The sequence below is a fragment of the Pseudoprimorskyibacter insulae genome, assembly GCF_900302505.1.
Taxonomy (GTDB): domain Bacteria; phylum Pseudomonadota; class Alphaproteobacteria; order Rhodobacterales; family Rhodobacteraceae; genus Pseudoprimorskyibacter; species Pseudoprimorskyibacter insulae.
Map to the genome: position 1 here is coordinate 464,821 of NZ_OMOJ01000001.1, position 22,355 is coordinate 487,175.

At 61.0% G+C, this 22,355-nt stretch carries 24 protein-coding genes and 1 tRNA gene; 10 read left to right on the forward strand and 15 right to left on the reverse strand.

Features of this window, described 5'->3' with window-relative positions; translation table 11 throughout:
* Nucleotides 1-8 precede the first annotated feature (8 nt).
* The 7 genes from PRI8871_RS02440 to PRI8871_RS02470 all read right to left on the reverse strand — a co-directional run bounded on the left by PRI8871_RS02440 (nucleotide 9) and on the right by PRI8871_RS02470 (nucleotide 6,512).
* A complete protein-coding gene (locus PRI8871_RS02440; protein WP_108884584.1) occupies nucleotides 9-1,220 on the reverse strand; it encodes an acetyl-CoA C-acetyltransferase in 1,212 nt (403 codons plus the stop codon).
* A 124-nt stretch (nucleotides 1,221-1,344) separates the two neighbouring features.
* The gene (locus tag PRI8871_RS02445) at nucleotides 1,345-1,983 is read right to left on the reverse strand and encodes a glutathione S-transferase family protein (protein WP_108884585.1); all 639 of its coding nucleotides are present in this window, start codon (nucleotides 1,981-1,983) and stop codon (nucleotides 1,345-1,347) included.
* Nucleotides 1,984-2,266: 283 nt separating this feature from the next.
* The gene (locus tag PRI8871_RS02450; protein ID WP_108884586.1) at nucleotides 2,267-3,406 is read right to left on the reverse strand and encodes an acyl-CoA dehydrogenase family protein; all 1,140 of its coding nucleotides are present in this window, start codon (nucleotides 3,404-3,406) and stop codon (nucleotides 2,267-2,269) included.
* Between the two features lie 24 nt (nucleotides 3,407-3,430).
* A complete protein-coding gene (locus PRI8871_RS02455) occupies nucleotides 3,431-3,643 on the reverse strand; it encodes a hypothetical protein (RefSeq protein ID WP_108884587.1) in 213 nt (70 codons plus the stop codon).
* Between the two features lie 50 nt (nucleotides 3,644-3,693).
* Entirely contained in the window at nucleotides 3,694-5,475 is a 1,782-nt protein-coding gene (locus tag PRI8871_RS02460) for an acyl-CoA dehydrogenase C-terminal domain-containing protein (protein WP_108884588.1), read from the reverse strand.
* Nucleotides 5,476-5,505: 30 nt separating this feature from the next.
* Nucleotides 5,506-5,910, reverse strand: coding sequence for a MerR family transcriptional regulator (locus PRI8871_RS02465; RefSeq protein ID WP_108884589.1), 405 nt, complete (start codon nucleotides 5,908-5,910; stop codon nucleotides 5,506-5,508).
* A gap of 221 nt (nucleotides 5,911-6,131) precedes the next feature.
* Nucleotides 6,132-6,512 (reverse strand): MerR family transcriptional regulator, encoded by a 381-nt coding sequence (locus PRI8871_RS02470; protein WP_108884590.1) that lies wholly within the window; start codon nucleotides 6,510-6,512, stop codon nucleotides 6,132-6,134.
* Nucleotides 6,513-6,624: 112 nt separating this feature from the next.
* Here PRI8871_RS02470 and PRI8871_RS02475 point away from each other — a divergent pair, with 112 nt between their 5' ends.
* The 3 genes from PRI8871_RS02475 to PRI8871_RS02485 are packed head-to-tail and all read left to right on the forward strand — an operon-like array spanning nucleotide 6,625 to nucleotide 8,881.
* A complete protein-coding gene (locus tag PRI8871_RS02475) occupies nucleotides 6,625-7,044 on the forward strand; it encodes a PaaI family thioesterase (protein ID WP_108884591.1) in 420 nt (139 codons plus the stop codon).
* 3 nt (nucleotides 7,045-7,047) lie between these two features.
* On the forward strand, nucleotides 7,048-7,557 hold the full coding sequence (locus tag PRI8871_RS02480; protein WP_108884592.1) for a PaaI family thioesterase: 510 nt from the start codon (nucleotides 7,048-7,050) through the stop codon (nucleotides 7,555-7,557).
* Entirely contained in the window at nucleotides 7,550-8,881 is a 1,332-nt protein-coding gene (locus PRI8871_RS02485) for an MATE family efflux transporter (protein ID WP_108884593.1), read from the forward strand. The genes PRI8871_RS02480 and PRI8871_RS02485 overlap by 8 nt, the downstream gene beginning before the upstream one ends.
* Nucleotides 8,882-8,994: 113 nt before the next feature.
* On the opposite strand, the gene arsC is transcribed toward PRI8871_RS02485, so the two are convergent.
* Genes arsC through PRI8871_RS19495 form a run of 4 tightly spaced genes read right to left on the reverse strand, consistent with a single transcriptional unit; the run spans nucleotide 8,995 to nucleotide 11,482 of the window.
* Nucleotides 8,995-9,336: an arsenate reductase (glutaredoxin) gene (arsC, locus tag PRI8871_RS02490; RefSeq protein ID WP_108885183.1), complete on the reverse strand. Its 342-nt coding sequence runs from the start codon at nucleotides 9,334-9,336 to the stop codon at nucleotides 8,995-8,997.
* Nucleotides 9,333-10,391: a quinone-dependent dihydroorotate dehydrogenase gene (locus tag PRI8871_RS02495; protein ID WP_108885182.1), complete on the reverse strand. Its 1,059-nt coding sequence runs from the start codon at nucleotides 10,389-10,391 to the stop codon at nucleotides 9,333-9,335. The genes arsC and PRI8871_RS02495 overlap by 4 nt, the downstream gene beginning before the upstream one ends.
* A gap of 19 nt (nucleotides 10,392-10,410) precedes the next feature.
* On the reverse strand, nucleotides 10,411-10,746 hold the full coding sequence (locus tag PRI8871_RS02500; RefSeq protein ID WP_108884594.1) for a DUF952 domain-containing protein: 336 nt from the start codon (nucleotides 10,744-10,746) through the stop codon (nucleotides 10,411-10,413).
* A 31-nt stretch (nucleotides 10,747-10,777) separates the two neighbouring features.
* Nucleotides 10,778-11,482 (reverse strand): hypothetical protein, encoded by a 705-nt coding sequence (locus PRI8871_RS19495; RefSeq protein WP_181389347.1) that lies wholly within the window; start codon nucleotides 11,480-11,482, stop codon nucleotides 10,778-10,780.
* A gap of 146 nt (nucleotides 11,483-11,628) precedes the next feature.
* Between PRI8871_RS19495 and PRI8871_RS02515 the strand changes: the two genes are divergently transcribed.
* Nucleotides 11,629-13,188 carry a bifunctional metallophosphatase/5'-nucleotidase gene (locus PRI8871_RS02515; RefSeq protein WP_108884597.1) on the forward strand — a complete coding sequence of 520 codons (1,560 nt, stop codon included), beginning with the start codon at nucleotides 11,629-11,631 and terminating at the stop codon, nucleotides 13,186-13,188.
* A gap of 69 nt (nucleotides 13,189-13,257) precedes the next feature.
* Here the strand turns inward: PRI8871_RS02515 and PRI8871_RS02520 are convergent, their stop codons facing one another.
* Nucleotides 13,258-13,752 carry a DUF4405 domain-containing protein gene (locus tag PRI8871_RS02520; RefSeq protein ID WP_108884598.1) on the reverse strand — a complete coding sequence of 165 codons (495 nt, stop codon included), beginning with the start codon at nucleotides 13,750-13,752 and terminating at the stop codon, nucleotides 13,258-13,260.
* 156 nt (nucleotides 13,753-13,908) lie between these two features.
* Here PRI8871_RS02520 and PRI8871_RS02525 point away from each other — a divergent pair, with 156 nt between their 5' ends.
* Genes PRI8871_RS02525 through PRI8871_RS02535 form a run of 3 tightly spaced genes read left to right on the forward strand, consistent with a single transcriptional unit; the run spans nucleotide 13,909 to nucleotide 16,007 of the window.
* Nucleotides 13,909-14,217, forward strand: a complete 309-nt coding sequence (locus PRI8871_RS02525) for a DnaJ family domain-containing protein (RefSeq protein ID WP_108884599.1) — start codon at nucleotides 13,909-13,911, stop codon at nucleotides 14,215-14,217.
* Nucleotides 14,186-15,334, forward strand: coding sequence for a serine hydrolase (locus PRI8871_RS02530; RefSeq protein WP_146188635.1), 1,149 nt, complete (start codon nucleotides 14,186-14,188; stop codon nucleotides 15,332-15,334). Before PRI8871_RS02525 ends, PRI8871_RS02530 begins: the two co-directional genes overlap by 32 nt.
* A gap of 4 nt (nucleotides 15,335-15,338) precedes the next feature.
* Nucleotides 15,339-16,007, forward strand: coding sequence for an SOS response-associated peptidase (locus PRI8871_RS02535; RefSeq protein WP_108884601.1), 669 nt, complete (start codon nucleotides 15,339-15,341; stop codon nucleotides 16,005-16,007).
* Nucleotides 16,008-16,012: 5 nt separating this feature from the next.
* On the opposite strand, the gene PRI8871_RS02540 is transcribed toward PRI8871_RS02535, so the two are convergent.
* Nucleotides 16,013-16,387, reverse strand: coding sequence for a hypothetical protein (locus PRI8871_RS02540; RefSeq protein ID WP_108884602.1), 375 nt, complete (start codon nucleotides 16,385-16,387; stop codon nucleotides 16,013-16,015).
* Between the two features lie 348 nt (nucleotides 16,388-16,735).
* Between PRI8871_RS02540 and PRI8871_RS02545 the strand changes: the two genes are divergently transcribed.
* The 3 genes from PRI8871_RS02545 to PRI8871_RS02555 all read left to right on the forward strand — a co-directional run bounded on the left by PRI8871_RS02545 (nucleotide 16,736) and on the right by PRI8871_RS02555 (nucleotide 20,697).
* Nucleotides 16,736-16,809: transfer RNA gene (locus PRI8871_RS02545), tRNA-Gly, on the forward strand.
* A gap of 94 nt (nucleotides 16,810-16,903) precedes the next feature.
* On the forward strand, nucleotides 16,904-18,703 hold the full coding sequence (locus PRI8871_RS02550; protein ID WP_108884603.1) for an ABC transporter transmembrane domain-containing protein: 1,800 nt from the start codon (nucleotides 16,904-16,906) through the stop codon (nucleotides 18,701-18,703).
* Nucleotides 18,704-18,825: 122 nt separating this feature from the next.
* Entirely contained in the window at nucleotides 18,826-20,697 is a 1,872-nt protein-coding gene (locus PRI8871_RS02555) for an acyl-CoA synthetase (RefSeq protein WP_108884604.1), read from the forward strand.
* Between the two features lie 99 nt (nucleotides 20,698-20,796).
* Here PRI8871_RS02555 and PRI8871_RS02560 read toward each other — a convergent pair whose 3' ends face one another.
* Together PRI8871_RS02560 and PRI8871_RS02565 are read right to left on the reverse strand one after the other, a co-directional pair.
* Nucleotides 20,797-21,141: an ArsR/SmtB family transcription factor gene (locus tag PRI8871_RS02560; protein WP_245897750.1), complete on the reverse strand. Its 345-nt coding sequence runs from the start codon at nucleotides 21,139-21,141 to the stop codon at nucleotides 20,797-20,799.
* 115 nt (nucleotides 21,142-21,256) lie between these two features.
* Complete coding sequence (locus tag PRI8871_RS02565) at nucleotides 21,257-22,336, reverse strand: Zn-dependent alcohol dehydrogenase (protein WP_108884605.1); 1,080 nt, start codon at nucleotides 22,334-22,336, stop codon at nucleotides 21,257-21,259.
* Nucleotides 22,337-22,355: the final 19 nt, after the last annotated feature.

Genomic DNA, 22,355 nt, shown 5'->3' on the forward strand with positions numbered 1-22,355 from the left:
GCTCAGGATCAGATGCGTTCGATGATGGTGGCCGCGCCCATGCCGGACGCAATGCACAGCGTGGCAAGGCCAGTGCCTTTGCCGCTGCGCTCCAGCTCGTCCAGCAGGGTGCCGATGATGATCGCGCCGGTCGCGCCCAGCGGGTGGCCCATCGCGATGGAACCGCCGTTGACGTTGACCTTGCTGGCATCCACATCGAAGGCCTGCATGAAACGCAGCACGACCGAGGCGAAGGCTTCGTTCACTTCGAACAGGTCGATGTCGCTGATCGACATGCCGCTGTCCTTCAGGATCTTTTCGGTGACGGGCACAGGGCCGGTCAGCATGATCGTCGGATCGGTGCCGATCTTGGCGGTCGCGCGAATGCGGGCGCGGGGCTTGAGGCCGTATTGTTCGCCAAATTCCTTGTTGCCGATCAAAACGCCCGCGGCGCCATCCACGATACCCGAGCTGTTGCCCGCGTGGTGGATGTGGTTGATCCGCTCAAGATGGGGGTATTTCATCAAGGCGACGGCATCGAAACCGGGCATCACTTCGCCCATGTCCTTGAAGCTGGCCTTGAGGCTACCAAGCGCCTGCATATCGGTGCCGGGGCGCATGTATTCGTCGTGGTCAAGGATCAGCAGTCCGTTCTGATCCGTCACAGGCACAATCGACTTGGCAAAGCGCTTGTCGGCCCAGGCCTCAGCCGCGCGGCGCTGCGATTCAACGGCCAGCGCGTCGGCGTCATCGCGGGTGAAGCCGTATTCGGTGGCAATCAGGTCCGCCGAAATACCCTGCGGGACGAAATAGGTCTCCATCGCAACGCTGGGGTCCACGGCGATTGCCGCACCATCGCTGCCCATGGCCACGCGGCCCATCATCTCAACCCCGCCGGCGATATAGGCCATGCCCGCGCCGCCCTTCACTTGGTTGGCGGCAAGGTTCACCGCCTCCATGCCGGATGCGCAGAACCGGTTGATCGCCAGACCGGGGATCGACTGATCCAGATCCGAGGCCAGAACCGCAGTGCGCGCAAGGCAACCACCCTGTTCCATGACCTGCGTGACATTGCCCCAGATCACGTCTTCCACGGCGTGGCCGGTCAGATCGTTGCGCGATTTCAAGGCGTTCAGGATCTGCGAAGACAGGCGCACACTGGTCACTTCGTGCAGCGCGCCGTCCTTGCGCCCCTTGCCGCGCGGCGTGCGCACGGCGTCATAGATAAAGGCTTCGGTCATGGTATGTCCTTCGTCGGATCGAATGGGTTGCCCTACAGGTGGGGCATCATCGCTGAGTCACGCAAGGGTGACGTGGCGGCGTTTTACGTAAACTCCGTAGCGTCACGAAACGCCGCCTGCCTGCTTAGGCCCGATCCGACGGATTGCCCGGCATCAGGTCATACGGGGCCTTCCAGCCGGGCAGGGCGCTGACATTGCCAAGCCAGCGGTCGATGTTCGGCCAATCGGCGCGGTCAAAACCAAAGGGCTCGGGGTGATAGAGGTATCCGCAGCAGGTCATGTCGGCATTGGTCAGCCCGTCGCCCACGATCCAGTCTCGGCCCTTCAAGTGATTGTCGAGCACCTGATACGCCGATTTGAGCCGCCCTTGGTTAAAGGCAATCACTTCTTGCGGGCGCTTATCCTCGGGGATGAAGTTCATCAGGAAACGGGTCATCCCTGCCATTGACGACAGCTTGTGATTGTCCCACAGAACCCAGCGCAAAACCTCTAGCTTTTCCTCGGGGCTCGTGCCGCCGTGCTTGCCGGTCTTGTCGCTGATATATTGCTGGATCACGCCGGACTGCGAAAGCTTCACATCGCCGTCGATCATCACAGGCGCTTCGCCCATTTCGTTCACCTCGGCGCGGTATTCCGGCGAGCGGGTCTGGCCGTTGAAGAAGTCGACAAACACCGGCTCCCACTCAAGGCCAGAGAATTGCAGCGCCAGCGCCGCCTTGTAGCTGTGTCCGCTTTCGCCAAAGCAATGCAGTTTGATGGTCATGAGCCGTCTCCCGAAAGGCTGATTGTTTAGGGGGTAGAGTGCGTATTTTTGAAGAGAAGAAGCAAGGGACGCGCTTCTCGATTCACCTGACATTAACTTTAGCGGTCCAGTTTTGAACTGCGGTACAGGCGGGCGCGCCGATGGCCGTAAGAGGAGAAGCCTCGCCGTCCCGCCTCGATGGGTCAACTCAGGTCGGGCCGGATGGCGGGGCGGACCGTCCCCTGCTTCTTCTCTTTCTCAAATACGCAAAAACAACGGCGCCGCCGGGGGCGCCGTTTGCAGATTAAAGATTGCGGGCGATCAGTTCCTTCATGATCTCGTTCGTGCCGCCGTAGATCCGCTGCACGCGGGCGTCGGTCCACATTTCGGCCACCGCGTATTCCTGCATGAACCCATAGCCGCCGTGCAGTTGCAGGCACTCGTCCAGCACTTCGCCTTGGGTGTCCGACAGCCAGTATTTGCACATCGCCGCCTTTTCGACCGTCAGTTCACCGCGCAGATGTTCGGTAATGCATTCGTCAAGGAAGGCACGGGCGATGGTCAGCTTGGTTTTGCACTCGGCCAGTTTGAAGCGCGTGTTCTGGAACTGGGTCAGCGGACCGCCAAAGGCTTGGCGTTCCTTGCAATAGGCGATGGTGCGTTCCACCGCCCCTTGCATCGCGCCGACCGCGCCGCAGCCGATGATCAGGCGCTCTTGCGGCAATTGCTTCATCATCTGATAGAAGCCTTGACCCTCTTCGCCGCCCAGCAGGTTTTCCGGCGGGATCTCGACATTGTCGAAGAACAGCTCGGACGTATCCGCCGCGTGCATGCCGATTTTGTCCAGGTTGCGGCCGCGCTGGAAACCCTCGGCCTCGTCGGTTTCCACCACGATCAGCGAAGTGCCTTTGGAGCCGAGCGACGGGTCGGTCTTGGCGGCCACGATGATCAGGTTGGCGTGCTGGCCGTTGGTGATAAAGGTCTTTTGGCCAGTCAGGCGATAGGCGTTGCCGTCCTTGATCGCGCGGGTCTTGATCGCCTGCACGTCCGATCCGCCCGAAGGTTCGGTCATCGCCAATGCGCCAACCAACTCGCCCGAGATCATCTTGGGCAGCCAGCGCTGTTTTTGTTCTTCGGTGCCATAGGCCAGCACGTAGTGGGATACGATGCCGGAATGAATGCCTTGGCCCCAACTGGCCAGATTGGCGCGGCTGGCCTCCATCAAGATCACGGCTTCGTGGCCGAAATCGCCGCCCACACCGCCGTATTCCTCGGGGATAGACGGACACAGCAGGCCAAGCGCGCCGGACTCTTGCCATGTCTCGCGGTCCATCTGGCCTTGGCTGCGCCATTTGTCGAATTTCGGTGCCCATTCATCGTTGATGAATTTGGCGGTCATCTCGGCGAGCATCTGATGCTCGTCGGTCATCCATGTGGATCGCATAGGGCCTCCCGTCCCGTTGCGCCGTCAGCGTTTGCGCGCCTCAAGCTCAGCGTTGAAAAGCCTCAGCCGGTGGCTCAGGCTGTCCTCATTGGTCACACTGGACCAGTTCTCAAAGAGAAAGCTCAGGGCCTCGCCTTCATCCAGCCCGGCCTCCTGCGCGAAGCTGCGCAGGCGGCGATAGGCTTCCTCGGTCATGCCGAGATTGACGCGCCGGGTCAGGCGAAAGCGTTTGGGCACGGGGCTCCTCCGATCAGATCAGGTTGGGTGGGCATGTGCCCACCGTCCCCTTAAAACTGGTCGGCGTCCAGCGACATCACCGGATCGGCTCCGCTTTCGATGCGGGCCAGATGCGTTTTTGTGGCCGGAAGCTGACGTGCCATATAGTAAGCGCCGGTTTTCAGCTTGGTCTCATAGAACGCTGCGTCAGAGGCGCCGTTTTTCAGCGCGTCTTCGGCAGCGACGGCCATCTTGGCCCACATCAGGCCAAGGCAGACATGGCCAAACATGTGCATGAAATCATAGCTGCCCGACAGCGCGGCATTGGGGTTCTTCATACCGTTCTGCATAAAGAACATGCCCGCGGCTTGCAGATCCTTGGAGGCCGCTTTCAGCGGTTCGCGGAACTGCGCGTCGAACGTCTCAGACCGGCCTTTGGTTTCCTTGATGAAGTCCGTCACCAGCGAGAAGAAGGCCATGACGTGCTTACCGCCGTCCTGGGCCAGCTTGCGGCCCACCAGATCCAGCGCCTGAACGCCGTTGGCGCCTTCATAGATCATGGTGATCCGGGCATCGCGGGCATATTGCGACATGCCCCATTCTTCGATGTAGCCGTGGCCACCATAGATCTGCTGGGCCTGAATGGCCATTTCAAAGCCCTTGTCGGTCAGGAAGCCTTTGATAACCGGGGTCAGCAGCGACACCAGACCGTCGGCGGCTTTGTCATCGTTCAGATGCGCTTGGTCGATCAGATGCGCGCCCCATAGGGTGAAGGCCCGCGCCCCTTCGACAAAGCTTTTCTGGTCCATCAGGTTGCGGCGAATGTCGGGGTGCACGATCAGGGGATCGGCCGGGCCTTCGGGGTTTTTGACGCCGGTGACATCGCGGCCCTGAAGGCGGTCTTTGGCATAGGCCAAGGCGTTCTGATAGGCCAGTTCGGCCTGCGAATAGCCCTGAAGACCAACGCCCAGACGCGCTTCGTTCATCATGGTGAACATGGCGCGCATGCCTTTGTGGGCCTCGCCCAGCAGATATCCGGTCGCCTCGTCATAGTTCATGACGCAGGTGGCATTGCCGTGAATGCCCATTTTCTCTTCGATCTTGCCGACGGACACACCGTTGCGGTCGCCAAGGCTGCCGTCTTCATTCACCATGAACTTGGGCACGATGAACAGCGACACGCCCTTGATGCCATCGGGGCCACCGGGGATTTTGGCCAGCACCAGATGGATCACGTTTTCCGACAGGTCATGATCGCCCGCCGAGATGAAAATCTTCTGCCCGGTGATCTTGTACGACCCGTCCGCCTGCGGGACGGCCTTGGTGCGCATCAAGCCCAGATCGGTGCCACAATGCGGTTCAGTCAGGTTCATGGTGCCGGTCCACTGGCACGACACCATATTGGGCAGGTATTTGGCCTTCTGTTCATCCGAGCCATGCGCATGGATCGCCGAATAGGCACCATGGGTCAGGCCCTGATACATGTTGAAGGCCATATTGGAGGAGGCCAGAATTTCGCTGATGGCAATCGCCATCAAGTACGGCAGGCCCTGGCCACCGTATTCGGGATCACAGTCCAGCGCGGTCCAGCCGCCTTCCTTGACCAGTTCAAAGGCTTCCTTGAAGCCCTTGGGGGTGCGGACCACGCCGTTTTCAAAGTGACACCCTTCGGTGTCACCCACCGCGTTGAGGGGGAAAAGTACATCTGAGGCCAGCTTGCCCGCTTCTTCCAGAACGGCGGCGGTAAAGCTTTCGTCCAGTTCATCATAGCCCGGCACTTGCGCCTGGCTGGCTTTGAGAACGTCATGAAGAACGAATTGCATGTCCTTCGTGGGGGCGGTGTAGCTGGGCATATGCTGTGCTCCTCTGTGCGAGGCCGCGACTTACTCTGCGGCCCGCTGTGGTTGCGTCAATGAGGTGATCATCTTTTCACCCCACTTCATCTGTTCTTTCAGCTCGTCGATGGCTGCGTTCAGCTCATCGCGTTGCTTTTCCATATCTGACAGACGGTCCTGCGCGATTTCATAGGTGCGGCGCAGCTGGGTCTGCTGTTGGTCGCCCATATGATAGAGGTCCAGAAGCTGACGAATTTCTTCCAGGCTAAAGCCGAACCGCTTACCCCGCAGGATCAGCTTCAAACGGGCCCGGTCCCGTTTCGTGAACAGCCGCTTTTGGCCTTCGCGAATGGGGAACAGCAGCTCTTTGCTCTCGTAAAAGCGCAATGTACGGGGTGTCACATCGAACACATCGCACATCTCGCGAATTGTCATTAATCTGTCTTCCGTCATGGCATGTAGCCCCTTGTCCTATGAAGAATGTGGGGCAGAACTGTCGATCTGGCCTCATCCTTACAATGGGAATTTACGTTTACGTAACTTAGACGCTGCGTCACATTCAGATTGACGTAAGATCAAGCAACGTAAAGCCGCATCCCTCGCAATTTTCTTTCTAAGCGCTTTGGAAGCGTGATTGGACCAGAGTACGGTATACCTTACCTAGGGTTGAGCCCTTACTTGGATGCGAGGGAATCAGCCGTATCGTCGCGCAATGTCTGAAGCTCAGCCATGGCCTCGTCGATCTGACGACGCTGGTCGGCCAGCTCGGCCAATTGGCGATCTGCCATTTTGACCCATGCCTTCATCTGAGCTTCGGTGCCTTCGTTCTCATAGATCAAAAGCCATTGCCGAATTTCTTCGAGTTGGAAGCCGAACTTACGCCCCCGCAGGATCAGCGTCATGCGGGCACATTCGCGCGGGCCGTAAAACCGTGCGCGGCCATCCCGTTCGGGCTGAAGCAACTCGATATACTCGTAATACCGAAGAGTCCGAGGCGTCACGTCGAACTTGGCGCACATTTCCTTGAAGGTCAGTTTTTGGCCGGTGTCCGTCATGTGTCTCATTCTCCTTGTCCGAGAACCTAAAACCAAGTTGACGGGTGGGCAACAGGGCGGTTGCGGTTCTGAGGCGAACCAGCGCATAAATATCTCAAGATATGAGGTTCCCATGACCGCAGACAAAGCGCGCATCGCCCGCCAGTTCATCGAATTGATCCCGCATGCCAAGGCGCTGGGCATGTCCATCACCGAAATCGGCGATGGCATCGCGGAAATCACCATGCCCTATGACCCGCGTCTTGTGGGCGATCCAAAATCCGGCGTGATTCACGGCGGCGCGGTGTCGACCCTGATGGACACAACCAGCGGCGCATCGGTCATGAGCCATCCTGCCTCGCCCGCAGGGACCGCGACGATTGACCTGCGCATCGATTATATGCGCGCCGCCACCCCCGGTCAGGCCATCACGGCCCGCGCAACCTGCCATCACGTGACGCGCTCGGTCGCCTTCGTGCACGCGGTTGCCTTTGACGATGATCGCGAAAACCCCGTGGCCACCGGCACCGGCACCTTCACGGTTGAGGGATAAGACATGGCAAGACCAGCCCCCGAACCCGTCCAGGTCGTCAAACAGCGCCGCGATGCAGCCCTGCGCGCCTTGGTCGATGGCGTCCCCTACATCCAGTTCCTTGGCATCACCTTCGAACGCCGCGGCGATGAGCTAACGGCGATTCTGGGGTTTGACGAAAAGCTGATCGGCAACCCGTTCCTGCCTGCCATTCATGGTGGCGTGACTGCGGCTTTTCTTGAGGTCACGGGCATCATCTGCCTCAGCTGGTCGCTGATCTGGGAAGAGGTCGAATCCGGCGCCCTCAACCTTGAGGCGCTGGAGGCCGGCGATCTGCCGCGCCTGCCCAAGACGATCAATTTCACCGTGGATTACCTACGCTCGGGACTGCCGCGCGATGCCTATGCCCGCGCTCGCATCACCCGTTCTGGCCGCCGCTATGCCAGCGTTCAGGTCGAGGCATGGCAAGACAACCGCGACCGCCCCATCGCCCAAGCCCAAGCGCATTTCCTTATGCCCAGGCGCGATGACTAAGGCGATCACGCATCGCCGGGTGCTGACCATCGCAGCGCCAATCGTCCTGTCGAATGCCACTGTCCCGATCCTCGGCGCGGTCGACACCGGGGTTGTCGGCCAATTGGGCGAGGCAGCGCCAATCGGTGCCGTCGGCATCGGCGCGATAATCCTGACCTCGATCTACTGGATCTACGGCTTTCTGCGTATGGGCACCGCCGGTCTGACGGCGCAGGCCGCAGGGCGCGGCGATGATCCTGAGGTCGTCGCTATCCTGACCCGGGTGCTGCTGATCGGCGGCATCGGCGGGCTGATCTACATCCTGCTGCAAGTGCCGATTTTTGCCGGGGCCTTTCTGATCTCGCCCGCCACGCCCGAGGTCGAAGCGCTGGCGCGCGATTACATGAGCATCCGCATCTGGACCGCCCCCGCCGCGATTGCGCTCTATGGTATCACCGGCTGGCTGATCGCCTTGGAACGCACCCGCGCGGTGCTGGCAATTCAGATCACGATGAACCTGCTGAACATCGGCCTGGACCTGCTTTTCGTGCTGGGGCTGGGTTGGGGTGTCGAGGGCGTCGCAATCGCCACGGCCATTGCCGAACTGACGGGTCTGGCCATGGGCCTTTACCTCTGCCGAGAGGCCTTCAGCGTACCGGACTGGCGCAACTGGGCACGGGTGCTGGACCGTGCGCGCCTGATCACCATGGCGCGGGTCAACACCGACATCCTGATCCGCTCGCTTCTGCTTCAGGCGATGTTCGTCTCATTCCTGTTTCTGGCGGCGGATTTTGGCGATGTCACGCTGGCGTCCAATCAGGTGCTGATGCAATTCCTTAGCATCACCGCTTACGCGATGGACGGTTTTGCCTTCGCCGCCGAAGCGCTGGTGGGCCGCAGCTTTGGCGCAGGCGCGGTGCCTGCGCTGCGCCGCACGGTCAAACTCACAGGTATCTGGAGCCTGACCACAGGCGCCCTCATGGCCATCACCTTTGCCCTGATCGGGCCCGCGTTGATCGACATCATGGCCGATGTCCCCGAAGTGCAGGCCGAAGCCCGTCACTACCTGCCGTATATGATCGCAGCGCCCATTATCGGCGCGGCCCCATGGATGCTGGACGGGATCTTTATCGGCGCGACCCGCAGTGCCGATATGCGCAATATGATGGCCATCAGCACGGTCATCTACGTCATCGCCCTGCTGATCCTGCTGCCAGCATTCGGCAATCACGGCCTCTGGGCCGCCTTGCTCATCAGCTTCGCAGTGCGCGGCGTCACGCTTGGCCTGCGCTATCCCGCATTGGAACGGGCGGCGGCCAAAAACGCCCCTGCCTTTTCTGACTAAAAATATCCCGGGGAGGCTGCGCAGCAGCCGGGGCAGAGCCCCACACCGCTTGCGCCCCTGCGGCGCAAGCTTCCAATGGGCGTGGCAGCGCCGCGCGCCGCTGGATCAGGTGGTCAAAGAATATCGCGCACGCGCTCGGGCGGGCGGCCAATCACCGCGCCTTCGGCGGTAAAGACCACAGGCCGTTCAATCAGCTTCGGGTTCGCCGCCAATGCCTTCAGCAGCGCGTCATCGCCCATGTCCCGGCTCAGGCCCAGTACCTTGAACAACGCCTCTTTCACGCGGACCATCTCGATCACAGGGATGCCCAAGGCCTCCCGCGCGGCCTTCAACTCTTCCAAGGACGGCGCATCCTCTAGATAGCGCCGCTCGGTGATATCCACGCCCGCGTCCTGCAAAATCGCCAAGGCTTCGCGCGATTTCGAACAGCGCGGGTTGTGCCAGATCGTGATCATGCCCATGCCTCGCGTTTGCTGCCAACCGCTTCGGCGACATTGGCAAACCCGTCCCGCGCCAGCAGCGCGTCCAGCCCTTCAACGATCTCTTGCACGAGGCTCAGCCCGCCATAAACCAGCGCCGTATACAGCTGCACAGCCGAGGCTCCGGCAAGGATCTTGGCATAGGCTTGCTCGGCCGAGCCAACGCCGCCCACGCCGATCAAAGGCAGCTTGCCCTCGGTCAGCACCGACAGCCGCGCCAGAACGCGGGTCGATTTTTCGAACAATGGCTGTCCCGAAAGGCCGCCGCCTTGCGATTTGTGATGCGATATCAGCCCGTCGCGGCCCAGCGTCGTGTTGGTGGCAATCACACCGGCCACGCCCGACGCCATGGCCACTTCGGCAATATCCTTCAGCCCGGCTTCGTCCAGATCTGGCGCGATTTTCAGGAACACGGGCAGGGGGCGGCCCAGACCGTCCCGCGCCTCGATCACCCCGGCCAGCAGCGACGCCAGCGCATCCTTGCCCTGCAAATCGCGCAGCTTTTCGGTGTTGGGCGAGCTGACGTTGACCGTCGCGAAATCCAAGTGCTTGCCGCAATGGGTCAGCACGGTTGCGAAATCGGCGGCGCGGTCTTCGCTGTCTTTGTTGGCCCCAAGGTTCAGGCCAATCACCGCATCACGCGGGCGGTCTGCCAGACGGGCGGCAATCGCCTCCATCCCTTGGTTGTTAAAGCCAAAGCGGTTGATCGCAGCCTTGTCTTCAGTCAGCCGGTACAGTCGCGGACGCGGGTTGCCTTGCTGCGGGCGGGGCGTTGCGGCGCCGACCTCAAAGAAGCCAAACCCAGCCCGCGACAGGCCCGACAGCGCCTGCGCGTTCTTATCAAACCCGGCGGCAAGACCCACGGGGTTCGCCATGCGCAGCCCCGCAACCTCAGTGCGCAACCGGTCCGAGGTCAGCAGACCGGGGGCAGGGGCGGCACCTGCCCGCAGCGCCAGTAGGGCCAAGCCATGGGCTGTTTCCGGGTCGATCTGGCGCAGGGCCGTCAGGCCAATCTGTTCAACGATCTTCATCATACGGTTTCCAATCGGATCAGAGGTCATCGGGGAACTCATGCGCGCCGTTTTCGAACGGCAACACCTTGTGCCAGAGCACATCGGCCAGCCGCAGCGGCGCGTACAAATGCGGGAACAAGGCCCCGCCGCGCGACACCTCCCATTTCAGCGCCTCGCCCAAGGCATTGGCGTCGAACGCCAGCAGCAAAAGCCCATCGGCCCCGGCAAAATGCTTGGCCGCGGTTTCGCGCACCTGTTCGGCGGTGGAGAAATGCACGAACCCGTCCGACACATCGATCGGGGCACCGGCGGTTTCGCCAGACGATTGCAGCGCCGCCCATTCGTCGGCGCGAAGGATCTTGTAAATCAGCATAGCCGCTTGTTGCCCCGCGTTGGCACGCGGGTCAAGTATCGCCGCGCAACCGGGCCAATTCCGCGTCAAATGCCGCACCCGATGCCACGGCATCAACCAATGCCAGCAGGCCATCCCGTCCGATGTCCTCCGCGATCGCCTCGACCATTCGGCCAGCCGCGCCGTACAGGGCGGCAAAGCTGTCAGGCCCGGCCATGGCTTTCCAATCCTTTGGGGTCTGGGCGGCAGTGACCCACAGTGCCTGGGGTTCGGATGCTGGCCGAATATAGCGCGGATCGGGCGACACCCAGACCGCCAGCCCCTCATTAAACCAAGCGGGAATGCGCCCGCTGCGGATGGGGGCGGGGCCGATCCGGCGCTGTAGCCCCACATGCACAAATTCATGTGTGATAACCGGCAGCGTCACACCATCGGGCGCAAAGGCGATCAGCCGATCTTCGAAGGCCAAGCCCGGCACATACAGGTTGAATTGCTTGGCGCAGGGGCTTTGCGTGCACAGCACAATACTGCCCGGCACCACGTCGTCGAACAGGGTTTCCGCCAAGGCCTGCCCTTGGGCCAGCAGTGCCAACTGCGCCTCGGCAGTTTGGGGATCGTCCGTCCAGACATTCGGCGCAATTTCGCCGAGGCCGGACAGCCCCGGCGCGATCAAATGGTGATGTCCGGGAACGGCGCAGGCCGTGATGGCGAAAAGCCCCGCGATTCCTAACGAAATTGCCGTGATGCGACGCCTCATGATGCCTCCTGCTTCAGCCACTTATTCATGCGGCCCTGTCATGGCACTGTCACCTGACGCTGCGATATCGCGCAACAGGCTTTGACTCGGTTCACGGCAAAGTGCAGCATCACTATTTATAACAACACGACAGAGAGGACTTATTCATGTCTGTTCGCCTTCTTGCCAGCGCAGCAGCTCTTGCGCTTTCGGCAGGGGTTGCCAGCGCCGATTATTCGCTGACCATCCTGCACACCAATGACTTCCACGCCCGGTTTGAGCCGATCTCGAAATACGACTCGGGCTGCTCGGCCGAAGACAACACCGAAGGCAAATGCTTTGGTGGCTCGGCCCGTCTTGTGACGGCGGTTGAAGCGGCGCGCGCGCGGTCGAACAACTCGATCCTCGTGGATGGCGGTGACCAGTTCCAAGGCACGCTGTTCTACACCTACTACAAGGGCAAGCTTGCCGCCGAGATGATGAACAAGCTTGGCTATGACGGCATGACCGTTGGCAACCACGAATTCGACGACGGCCCCGAGGTGCTTCGCGGCTTTATGGATGCGGTCAGCTTCCCGGTTCTGATGTCGAACGCCGATGTCTCGGGCGAGGACCTGCTGGCGGGCAAGCTGCAGAAATCGACCATCATTGAACGTGGCGGCGAAAAGCTGGGCCTGATCGGCCTGACCCCGCAAGACACCGATGAACTGGCCAGCCCCGGCCCGAATGTCATCTTCACCGATCCGGTTCAGGCCGTTCAGGGCGAAGTGGACAAGTTGACCGCCGAAGGCGTGAACAAGATCATCGTTCTGTCGCACTCGGGCTACAAGGTTGACCAGCGCGTTGCCGCTGAAACCACTGGCGTTGACGTGATCGTGGGCGGTCACTCGAACACCTATCTGTCGAACTCGGCTGAAAACGCCGAAGGCCCGTACCCGACGATGGTCGGCTCGACCGCGATCGTATCGGCCTATGCCTATGGCAAATTCCTGGGCGAGCTGAACGTGACCTTCGACGACGAAGGCAACATCACCGAAGCCGTGGGTGAGCCGCTGATCATGGATGGCGGCGTGGCCGAAGATGAAGGCACCAAAGCCCGCATCGCCGAAGCTGCCGCCCCGCTGGAAGAAATCCGCAACCGCGTTGTGGCCGAAACCGCATCGGAAATCGTTGGCGTTCGTGAAGAGTGCCGCGCCGTTGAATGCGCCATGGGCAACCTGATTGCCGACGCCATGCTGGACCGTGTTAAGGATCAGGGCATCGAGATCGCCATCCAGAACGGCGGCGGTATCCGTGCCTCGATCGACGCAGGCCCCGTGACCATGGGCGAAGTGCTGACCGTGCTGCCGTTCCAGAACACCCTGTCGACCTTCCAGGTCTCGGGCGCTGTTGTGGTTGAAGCGCTTGAAAACGGTGTCAGCCAGATGGAAGAGGGCGCAGGCCGCTTCCCGCAGGTGGCCGGCATGACCTTCACCGTTGATCCGTCGCAGCCTGCTGGCTCGCGTATCTCGGACGTGATGGTTGGCGGTGCGCCGATTGATCTGGCCAAGACCTACGGCGTTGTGTCCAACAACTACGTGCGCAATGGTGGCGACGGCTTCAAGATGTTCGTCAACGCCGAAAATGCCTATGACTTTGGCCCGGATCTGGCCGACGTGACCGCCGAGTTTATCGCCGCGAACGCGCCTTACACCCCGTACAAAGATGGCCGTATCACCGTGAAGTGATCTTCACCGGTTGACACGCGTAGGGCCGCCCCAAGGGGCGGCCCTTTTCGTTGCCGTGAGTGAGGGGGGTTAGTTCAGGGCAATGCCCAGGACTGCCATGATCTGGCCCCGGTCGCCTTGGGTCAGATCGGCCACCGTTGTTTCGGTGGTGGCATTGGCAAAACCTGCCGCTTGCAGGTCAGTGACGATGGTGTCGGCGGTTTTGTCGGTCATCGTGGCCAGCGCGGTGATCGGAGCTTTTTGCAGTGCGCCGATCAGCCGACCGGGGTTCATCCCGCCGCCCGATTGCGCTTGATCCAACGGCACAAAGGTGGCCGCTGTCAGCACGACGCCAAGCACCATGATCGTCGCGCCGACGGGCTTTTTGAAATAGGCCAGAAACGGGCGCCAGTTGATTGCGATGTGGAACAGAAAGACCACCATGATTGCCATGCCGATCCATTCATGCGCAACGCGCGATAGAATGCCGCCCGAATGAAAGAACAGAACGATTCCGGTGACGCCGGTGATGATGAAAGTGGCCGCGGTCAGCGGCGTTGCCCATTTGCGCATGGCAAGTGTCATGAATTTGGTCCCTGTACGTCTTCCGCAAAATTTGCGGCGTGATCGTAATACGCAGCAGCCTGAACTTTCCGTCGCGCCCAGCCTAATTTTTTCGTGAAACAAAGCGCCCCGCGCGATAGGGTCAGCAAGAACGCATTTCAGCAGTGCAAGGCTTTCATGGATCATCCCCTTATCGACCTGATCAACGCGCGGATCAAAGCCGCCGAGGCCGATGGCGCGTTCGAAAACCTGCCCGGCGCGGGTAGGCCCTTGCCCGAATGCGATGATCCCGAAAATGCCGTTCTGAACCGGATCTTAAAGGACAATGGCGCGGTGCCGGAATTTGTCTCGCTCTCGCGCGAGTTGGAAAAACTGCGCATCGAATTGCGCGACACGGGCGATCGAACCCGGCGGGCGGCGCTGCTGAAAGACATGTCCATGCTGGAGGCCAAGATTGAAATCGCTCGCAAAAGCCATCTTCGTTAGCGCGATGATTTTCTCAGCCCCCGCCAAGGCCATGACCCCCGAGGACCGCTTGGCCGGGTTGATGAATGGTCCAGACAAATCATGGTTCGCGGCGTCCTTCTTGGCGGCGGTGCCGTATGGCCAAGTGCGCAGCCTGATGCGGGATCTGTCCAAGGTGATGGGCCCAGTGACCGATGTGACGCCATCGGGCGAAGGCTATGTCATTCGCAGCGCCACGCATTCGGTCAAGGCGCAGATCGCGCTGGATGGAGCGGGGCAAATCATCGGGCTGTATTTCGACCCGCCGCAGGCGCTTTTGGTGACGCTGGAACAGGCGCGGGATGGGCTGTTGGCGCTGAAGGGCGAAGTGGCCTTTATGGTGATGCGCGGCGGTGATGTGATCTTGGAACAAGGTTCAGATAGGTCGCTGGCCGTTGGCTCGGCCTTCAAGATCGCGATTTTGGCCGAACTGGCGGCGCAGGTGCAGGCGGGCGGGCGCGATTGGGCGGATGTCGTCACGCTGCGGGACCGGCATAAATCACTGCCATCGGGTGATATGCGCGACTTGCCGGATGGCACGCCCGTCACGCTGGCCCATGCGGCGGCCTTGATGATTTCGCAAAGCGACAACACTGCGACCGACCTGCTGATGGATGTGGTGGGGGCCGATGCGGTTGCCCGGCGTCTTGGGGTGGCCCATGCGTTGACAACGCGGCAGTTCTTCGCGCTGAAGGCCGATACCGAACTGGCCGCGGGTTATGTGGCGGGCGATGCCGCCACCCGGCGCACCTTGGCCGATCAAGCCGCCGCGCGTCCCTTGCCGCATGTTTCGTCCATCGGCCCGTTTGTTCCGGGGCTAGAGTGGCAGGTGCCCGCAACCCGCCTGTGCCAGATCATGGCCGAGGTTCAGGGCCTGCCCGCGATGCAGATCAATCCCGGCGTGATCGATGCGCAAGACTGGGCATCGGTCGCGTTCAAGGGCGGAAGTGAGGTCGGTGTGCTGAACCTGACCACTTGGGCGCGGCCGGAAAATGGCCCGCCAATCTGCGCCGTGCTGACGGTGAACCATGACCAAGCGCTAGAGGAGGCCGAGATCGCGCAGGCCTATTCGGCGCTGTTCACAGCCTTGCGGGAGTGATCGAATGTGTGGTCGCTTCGCCGTCACACTGCCGACCGACGCCATGGCCCGCCTGTTTGAGGCGACACCGGCCAATGACTTGCCGGTCGTGCCCAATTACAACGTCTGCCCAACAACCCAGATCCACACGATCCAAAGCCGCGACGGCCAGCGCCATCTGGCGCCGATGCGCTGGGGGTTCATCCCGCATTGGTACAAGGCACCGAATGACGGCCCTTTGCTGATCAACGCGCGGGCCGAAACCATCGCGACGAAGCCAGCGTTTCGCGCGGCCTGCCGCGAACGGCGCTGCCTGATCCCGGTCAGCGGGTTTTATGAATGGACCAAGGATGAAAACGGCAATCGCCTGCCATGGTACATCCAGCCTGCGCAGGGCGAGGTGTTGACCTTCGCGGGCGTTTGGCAGGACTGGGGGGAGGATGCAATGCGCACCTGCGCCGTGGTTACCACCGGCGCGAATGAGGCAATGTCGACCATTCACCACCGGATGCCGGTTATTCTGCGCCCCGAGGATTGGCCGCTCTGGCTGGGTGAGGCAGGGCATGGCGCGGCAAAGCTAATGACAGCGGCACCAGAAGATGCGCTGCGGTTTCATCGCGTCAGCCGTAACGTGAATTCCAACCGGGCAACCGGGCCGGAGTTGATAGAGGTGTTGGAAGAGGTCGAGGAGTAAAGCGCTTAGTTGCTTTTCTTCTTCGCCCAGATCGGTGCGCCAACATCGACCTGTACGATTGTGTCCACCGAGGACCAGTTCACATTGCCGCCGTTGATGATGCCGCCTTTCAAGGTCAGCGAATTGCCCGAAGACGGTTTCCACTGGCCGTAGTTGAAAGTGCGTTCTTCGCCTGCATCCAGATCAAACACCACACCGCCCATATTGATGCGCGCCTTAGAGGTGTAATTGTTCCGGAAATGCAGCTGTGTACCGTTGTGCACATAAATTTGTTGGGGGAAAAAGCCGTTGCCGACAAAGCGAACAGCTTGTTCGGCCGCGCTGGCACCAAAGGCCGAGGCGGTCAGTAGAAAGACACTCATGAAAACGAAGCGCAACATTGCGAGCTCCAAATGTACCGCTGGCCCCCACCGAACGATTGGAACATTATCTAAAGATCGATTGCGGCAAAAATGCGGCCTTGACTGCCAAAATGCGGCAAAGGTGTGGCATAACGCATGAATTTTAGCGGATTTTAGGCGAAAATGTCGTGCTGCAATGCAGAAATCCGCCCTAATCTGCCAAGAATCGCTCGCAAAGGTGACCTTGGAACGAATCTACGTAACCTGCGTGTGACACTTGCTGCATTGCGGCCAAACTTTCGCGTATTGTCTGGCGATTTGTCCTTCGGCCTGTGCCAGAACGGTCTTGACGCTGATTTGGCTTTGACTTACCCAATGCACCACTGCGCGGGCGTTGTGTAGTGGTAAGACCTTAGCCTTCCAAGCTAATGACGCGGGTTCGATTCCCGCCGCCCGCTCCAATCCCTCAATCGTTGATCCCTTGGCGCGGCAATGCATCGCTTGACGCCCTGTCTGAGCATGTCAAAAGGGCAAGACTTGCGAACAGGAGTGGCCATGGCCCGCGGAACCACGTCGACGCCAGAAATGGCTGACCGGGAAAAATCGAAACGCATTGGCGTTCTGGCCCAGCTTTGGCCGTTCATGCGCCCGTATAAGGCGATGATGGGCCTTGCGCTGGTGGCGCTGGTCCTGACGGCCTGCGTGTCGCTGATCATGCCGATTGCCGTGCGCCGGGTGGTGGACAACTTCAATGCCGAAGACGGGCTGTTGTTGGACAAATACTTTGTCGCGGCTTTGGCGATCACCGCGCTCTTGGCAGTGGGGACGGCGCTGCGCTACGCGCTTGTGACCCGTCTGGGCGAGCGTGTTGTCGCCGACATCCGAAAGGCCGTTTTTGGCCGCGTCATCGGGATGAGCCCCAGCTTTTTCGACAATGTCATGACGGGCGAAGTCATCAGCCGTATCACCACCGATACAACGCTGATCCTGTCGGTGATCGGGTCGTCCGTGTCGATCGCCCTGCGCAATGCGCTGATCTTCCTTGGTGGTCTGGTGCTGATGATGCTGACCTCGGCCAAGCTGACGGGTCTGGTTCTGTTGCTTGTGCCTGTGGTCATTGTGCCGATTTTCGTCATGGGTCGCCGGTTGCGCGGCCTCAGCCGTGAAAACCAAGACTGGATTGCCGAATCCTCGGGAAATGCCTCTGAGGCGCTGCTGTCCGTGCAGACGGTTCAGGCCTTCACCCACGAAGACATCTCGCGCGCCGACTTCGCCGCGGTGACGGAAAAAAGCTATGACAGCGCCCGCAAGCGCATCCGCACCCGCGCGATGATGACGGCGATTGTCATTTTCCTAGTGTTCAGCGGCGTGGTTGGCGTGCTTTGGGTTGGCGCATCGGATGTGCGCGAAGGCATCATGAGCGCGGGCGTTCTGGTTCAGTTCGTGATTTATTCGGTCATGGTGGCCGGTGCCGTTGGCGCGCTGTCCGAAATTTTCGGCGAATTGCAACGCGCCGCAGGGGCCACCGAACGTCTGGTCGAATTGCTTGGCGCGCAAGACAGCGTGCGTGACCCCGATAGCCCCTTGCCCGTGCCGCAGCCGGTGCGCGGTGAAATCACCTTTGACAAGGTGGATTTCAGCTATCCCGCCCGCCCCAATATCCCGGCGCTGTCGGGCATCGACCTGACGATCCAGCCGGGCGAAACCATCGCCTTGGTCGGCCCGTCCGGCGCGGGCAAGACAACTATCGTTCAGCTGATCCAGCGGTTCTATGATCCCAATTCGGGCCAAGTGCGTTTGGACGGGATGCCGCTTGCGGCGATGACCCGCGATCAGTTCCGCCGCGAAATCGCGCTGGTGCCGCAAGATCCGGTGATCTTTGCCGCTAGCGCCCGCGAGAACATCCGCTTTGGCCGACCTGAGGCCACAGATGCCGAGGTAGAGGCCGCCGCCCAAGCCGCCGCCGCGCATGAGTTCATCACCAAGCTGCCCGAAGGCTATGACACCTATGTCGGCGAACGGGGCGTGATGCTGTCGGGCGGTCAGAAACAGCGCATCGCCATTGCGCGGGCGATCCTGCGTGATGCGCCTGTGCTGTTGCTGGATGAGGCCACATCCGCCCTTGATGCCGAAAGCGAACGCTTGGTGCAGCAGGCGGTGGAAACCGTTGCCAAGGGCCGCACCACCATCATCGTGGCGCACCGTCTGGCCACGGTCAAAAAGGCCGACCGGATCATCGTCATGGAAAACGGTGAAATCGTCGCCCAAGGCACGCATGATGCGCTGGTCGCGGAAGGTGGTCTTTATGCGCGTTTGGCCAAATTGCAGTTCACCGAAGGGCTTGCCGCAGAGTAACCTACGGAAACGCTGCGTCAAAATCTGTCTTCCCTAACGTTCTGCCGGTTTGACTGCGACCTTCGTCTCAATCATGCTGGCGCAAAGAATGCCCGCAACAAGGGCGCAAGGGAGGGAAACGCATGAGCTTTGCAAGCAAGGCAGACCGCGACGCGATTGAACAGGAAATGTCGTGGGAGGCCCGCGACGTTCCAGCAACCATTTATGGCCAGTTGTCCAAGACAGCCGCCGCGTTCCCGGAACGCCCGGCGGTCAGCTATCAATTGCTGTCGGACCCCGGCGCCAAGGCGGAAACCGTGTCTTGGTCCCAGCTGAAGGACAAGGTCACGCAAGCGGCGAACCTGTTTCGCGGACTGGGGATCGGTGAAAACGATGTTGTGGCCTATGTTCTGCCCAACTGTAACGAAACGATCTATACGCTTCTGGGTGGGATGGTCGCGGGCATCGCCAACCCGATCAACCCGCTGCTGGAGCCGGAACAGATCGGCGCGATCCTGCGCGAAACCAACGCCAAAGTCGTTGTGACGCTGAAATCCTTCCCCAAGACCGACATCGCGCAAAAGGTGGCAGAGGCCTGCCGCCACGCGCCGCATGTGACGACGGTTTTGGAAATTGACCTGAACCGCTATCTGACGCCGCCCAAGTCGTGGCTGGTGCCGCTGCTCCGCCCCAAGACCGAAGGCAAGGTTCACGTCGATATCCTGAACTTCAACCGCGAACTGGCCAAGCAGAACAAGACGCTGGATTTCGCCGATAGCGCGGGCGACCGGGTCGCGGCCTATTTCCACACTGGCGGCACCACGGGCATGCCCAAGGTGGCGCAGCACCTTTATTCCGGCATGATCTACAACGGCTGGCTGGGCTCGCGGCTGCTGTTTGATGAAAAAGACAACATCATGTGCCCGCTGCCTCTGTTCCATGTGTTTGCCTGCCACGTGATCCTTATGGCATCGCTGTGTTCGGGGGCGCATGTGGTTTTCCCGACCCCGGCGGGTTATCGCGGCGAAGGCGTGTTCGACAACTTCTGGAAGCTGATCGAGCGTTGGAAAATCAGCTTTATCATCACCGTTCCCACCGCCATTTCGGCGCTGATGCAGCGCCCGGTGGATGCGGATGTCTCGACCGTGAAAACCTCGTTCTCGGGCTCGGCGCCGCTGCCGCTGGAACTGTTCCGCCGGTTTGAGGAAGCCACGGGCGTGACCATCGTCGAAGGCTACGGCCTGACCGAGGCAACCTGCCTTGTGTCCTGCAACCCTCCGAGCGGTCAGAAGAAGGTCGGCTCCATCGGCGTGCCCTTCCCACATACGGATGTGCGGATCATCAAGAATGGCGCGGAATGCGCGGTTGATGAAATCGGTGAAATCTGCGTTGCCAACCCCGGTGTCTACGCGGGCAAGACCTATACCGAGGCCGACAAGAACGTCGATCTGTTCCACCAAGGCACGCATCTGCGCACCGGCGATCTGGGCCGGATGGATGCCGATGGGTATTTGTGGATCACAGGCCGCGCCAAGGATCTGATCATTCGCGGGGGTCACAACATCGACCCGGCAGAGATCGAAGAGGCGCTGCTGGGCCATCAGGATGTGGCCTTTGCCGGGGCCATCGGCCAGCCCGACGCCCATTCCGGCGAGGTGCCCTGCGCCTATGTGGAGCTGGTCAAAGGGGCCACTGTCACGGCGGAAGAACTGGTTGCCTATTGCAAGGTCCATGTGCACGAACGCGCGGCCCAGCCAAAGCATGTGGACATTCTGGACGAGCTGCCGAAAACCGCTGTGGGCAAGGTGTTCAAACCTGCGCTGCGCAAATCGGCCATCACCCGGATCTACAACCAAGCGCTTGAGGCGGCGGATGTGCCAGCCCGTGTGGTCGATGTGGTTGAGGACAAAAAGCGCGGTCTGGTGGCGCAAGTCGCGGCAAATGGCGCGGATGCAGATCAGATCACGGCTGTTCTGGGGGCTTTCACCCGCCCGTGGGACGTGACAGGCGCATAAAGGGAACGGGCGCCTTCGGGCGTCCCACCCGATGCCCGCCCAAGCCCTCAGTCGCCCGTGCGCGTTGCGCGGGCGCGAGGGGCAGGCAGCGGTACAGGTTTACACCTTGCAGAGTGGTTTTTCGGCGCAGAAAATTTCGTACAGCAGGCCGATCACGCGGCTGGTGTCTTCGTTGGCCAGCGAATAGAAAATCGTCTTACCGTCGCGGCGCGTTTCGACCAGATTTTCTTCGCGCAGTCGGGCCAGCATTTGGCTAACCGCAGCCTGACGCATGCCCAGCAGTTCTTCCAATTCACCCACTGACTTTTCGCCCGAGCCAAGATGGCACAGGATCATAAGCCGGCCTTCGTGGGCCAGTGTCTTTAGGTAAGCCGCCGCGTTGCGCGCGTTGCTTGCCATTTCATCCGGCGGTGCCGGTGCGTGGAGATCTGCGGTCTGGTTCATAATCCGCACTATATGTGCCGGAATGACGCATATTACAAGACAGACCACACGGCAGCCTGCCTTTGCTGTGGCCGACTTGCATCTTCTGCGAAATGGTCGCCGCGCCGCGATAAACTCAGAACATGATGACGTTGCGTTTGGCCCCGCCTGCGCGGGTGTCCGCAATGGCGTCGTTGATCTGGTCAAGCGACCACCTGCCGGAAATCAACTCATCCAGCTTCAACCGTCCTTGGGTATAAAGGTCCGCCATCCAAGGGATGTCGCGACGGATCACGGCATCGCCCATCTTTGACCCCTGCATCCCTTGGCCGGTGAAGGCCATCACGACCGGTTCATACTGCGCGGTTTGCCCGGAATGGGGCATGCCGACCATGATGACCTTGCCGCCCCAACCCATATAGCGCGGCGCGTCGTTGTAGGCCGGAATCGCGCCGACGGTGACGATGACCAGATCGGCCCCGCGCCCCAGAAGCTTCATCGCCTGGCGATAAGGGGCCTTGCCGGTGGCCAGAACACCATCGGTCGCGCCAAAGCTGCGGGCGACCTCTAGCTTGTCCTCAGTCATATCAACGGCGACGATGCGGCGAGCCCCGGCGATACGCGCGCCCTGAATGGCGTTCAGACCGACGCCGCCCGCGCCGATCACCACCACGTCCTGACCGGGGCGTAGATTGCCCGCATTGACAACCGCACCGACACCGGTGATGACGCCGCAAGCCAGAAGGCACACCGCTTCGGGGGGCATGGTGTCGGGCAGGGCGACGACCTGGCTTTGATCGACCACGACCTTTTCGGCAAACGCGCCGGTGTACATGGATTGGTGAACCACGGTGCCATCCTCGCGGCGCAGGGGCGAGGCATGGGGCGAGGCGGTTTGGCAGATGGTTGGATGCCCGGTGGCGCAAGGCACGCAAGACCCGCAGGACCGGATCAGCGTCACAACCACCCTGTCGCCCATCTTCAGCCCGGTCACGCCGGGACCAATGGCGGTGACCCGGCCCGCCGCCTCATGCCCGAAGACCGCAGGCAGGTCGCCGCCCCACGCGCCATCGGCATAGCTGATGTCGGAATGGCAGATCGCCACCGCCTCAAGCGAGACTTCGACCTCACCGGACAGCGGCGCGCGCAGGTGCAGCGTTTCGATCTGAAGCGGCTGACCATAGTCGGTGCAGACGGCGGCCTTGATGGTGGTCATTCGGTGTCTCCCTGCTTTG

Bases quoted from the DNA above. Each gene is read 5' to 3' on its own strand.
- arsC (WP_108885183.1), bottom strand. From the start codon at position 9,336: ATGATCACGATCTGGCACAACCCGCGCTGTTCGAAATCGCGCGAAGCC.
- PRI8871_RS02465 (WP_108884589.1), bottom strand. From the start codon at position 5,910: ATGACGGAAGACAGATTAATGACAATTCGCGAGATGTGCGATGTGTTC.
- PRI8871_RS02445 (WP_108884585.1), bottom strand. From the start codon at position 1,983: ATGACCATCAAACTGCATTGCTTTGGCGAAAGCGGACACAGCTACAAG.
- PRI8871_RS02500 (WP_108884594.1), bottom strand. From the start codon at position 10,746: ATGCTGATTTACAAGATCCTTCGCGCCGACGAATGGGCGGCGCTGCAA.
- PRI8871_RS02480 (WP_108884592.1), top strand. From the start codon at position 7,048: ATGGCAAGACCAGCCCCCGAACCCGTCCAGGTCGTCAAACAGCGCCGC.
- PRI8871_RS02450 (WP_108884586.1), bottom strand. From the start codon at position 3,406: ATGCGATCCACATGGATGACCGACGAGCATCAGATGCTCGCCGAGATG.
- PRI8871_RS02565 (WP_108884605.1), bottom strand. From the start codon at position 22,336: ATGACCACCATCAAGGCCGCCGTCTGCACCGACTATGGTCAGCCGCTT.
- PRI8871_RS02485 (WP_108884593.1), top strand. From the start codon at position 7,550: ATGACTAAGGCGATCACGCATCGCCGGGTGCTGACCATCGCAGCGCCA.
- PRI8871_RS02460 (WP_108884588.1), bottom strand. From the start codon at position 5,475: ATGCCCAGCTACACCGCCCCCACGAAGGACATGCAATTCGTTCTTCAT.
- PRI8871_RS02475 (WP_108884591.1), top strand. From the start codon at position 6,625: ATGACCGCAGACAAAGCGCGCATCGCCCGCCAGTTCATCGAATTGATC.
- PRI8871_RS19495 (WP_181389347.1), bottom strand. From the start codon at position 11,482: ATGAGGCGTCGCATCACGGCAATTTCGTTAGGAATCGCGGGGCTTTTC.
- PRI8871_RS02440 (WP_108884584.1), bottom strand. From the start codon at position 1,220: ATGACCGAAGCCTTTATCTATGACGCCGTGCGCACGCCGCGCGGCAAG.
- PRI8871_RS02540 (WP_108884602.1), bottom strand. From the start codon at position 16,387: ATGTTGCGCTTCGTTTTCATGAGTGTCTTTCTACTGACCGCCTCGGCC.
- PRI8871_RS02495 (WP_108885182.1), bottom strand. From the start codon at position 10,391: ATGAAGATCGTTGAACAGATTGGCCTGACGGCCCTGCGCCAGATCGAC.
- PRI8871_RS02470 (WP_108884590.1), bottom strand. From the start codon at position 6,512: ATGACGGACACCGGCCAAAAACTGACCTTCAAGGAAATGTGCGCCAAG.
- PRI8871_RS02515 (WP_108884597.1), top strand. From the start codon at position 11,629: ATGTCTGTTCGCCTTCTTGCCAGCGCAGCAGCTCTTGCGCTTTCGGCA.
- PRI8871_RS02550 (WP_108884603.1), top strand. From the start codon at position 16,904: ATGGCCCGCGGAACCACGTCGACGCCAGAAATGGCTGACCGGGAAAAA.
- PRI8871_RS02525 (WP_108884599.1), top strand. From the start codon at position 13,909: ATGGATCATCCCCTTATCGACCTGATCAACGCGCGGATCAAAGCCGCC.
- PRI8871_RS02560 (WP_245897750.1), bottom strand. From the start codon at position 21,141: ATGAACCAGACCGCAGATCTCCACGCACCGGCACCGCCGGATGAAATG.
- PRI8871_RS02520 (WP_108884598.1), bottom strand. From the start codon at position 13,752: ATGACACTTGCCATGCGCAAATGGGCAACGCCGCTGACCGCGGCCACT.
- PRI8871_RS02555 (WP_108884604.1), top strand. From the start codon at position 18,826: ATGAGCTTTGCAAGCAAGGCAGACCGCGACGCGATTGAACAGGAAATG.
- PRI8871_RS02535 (WP_108884601.1), top strand. From the start codon at position 15,339: ATGTGTGGTCGCTTCGCCGTCACACTGCCGACCGACGCCATGGCCCGC.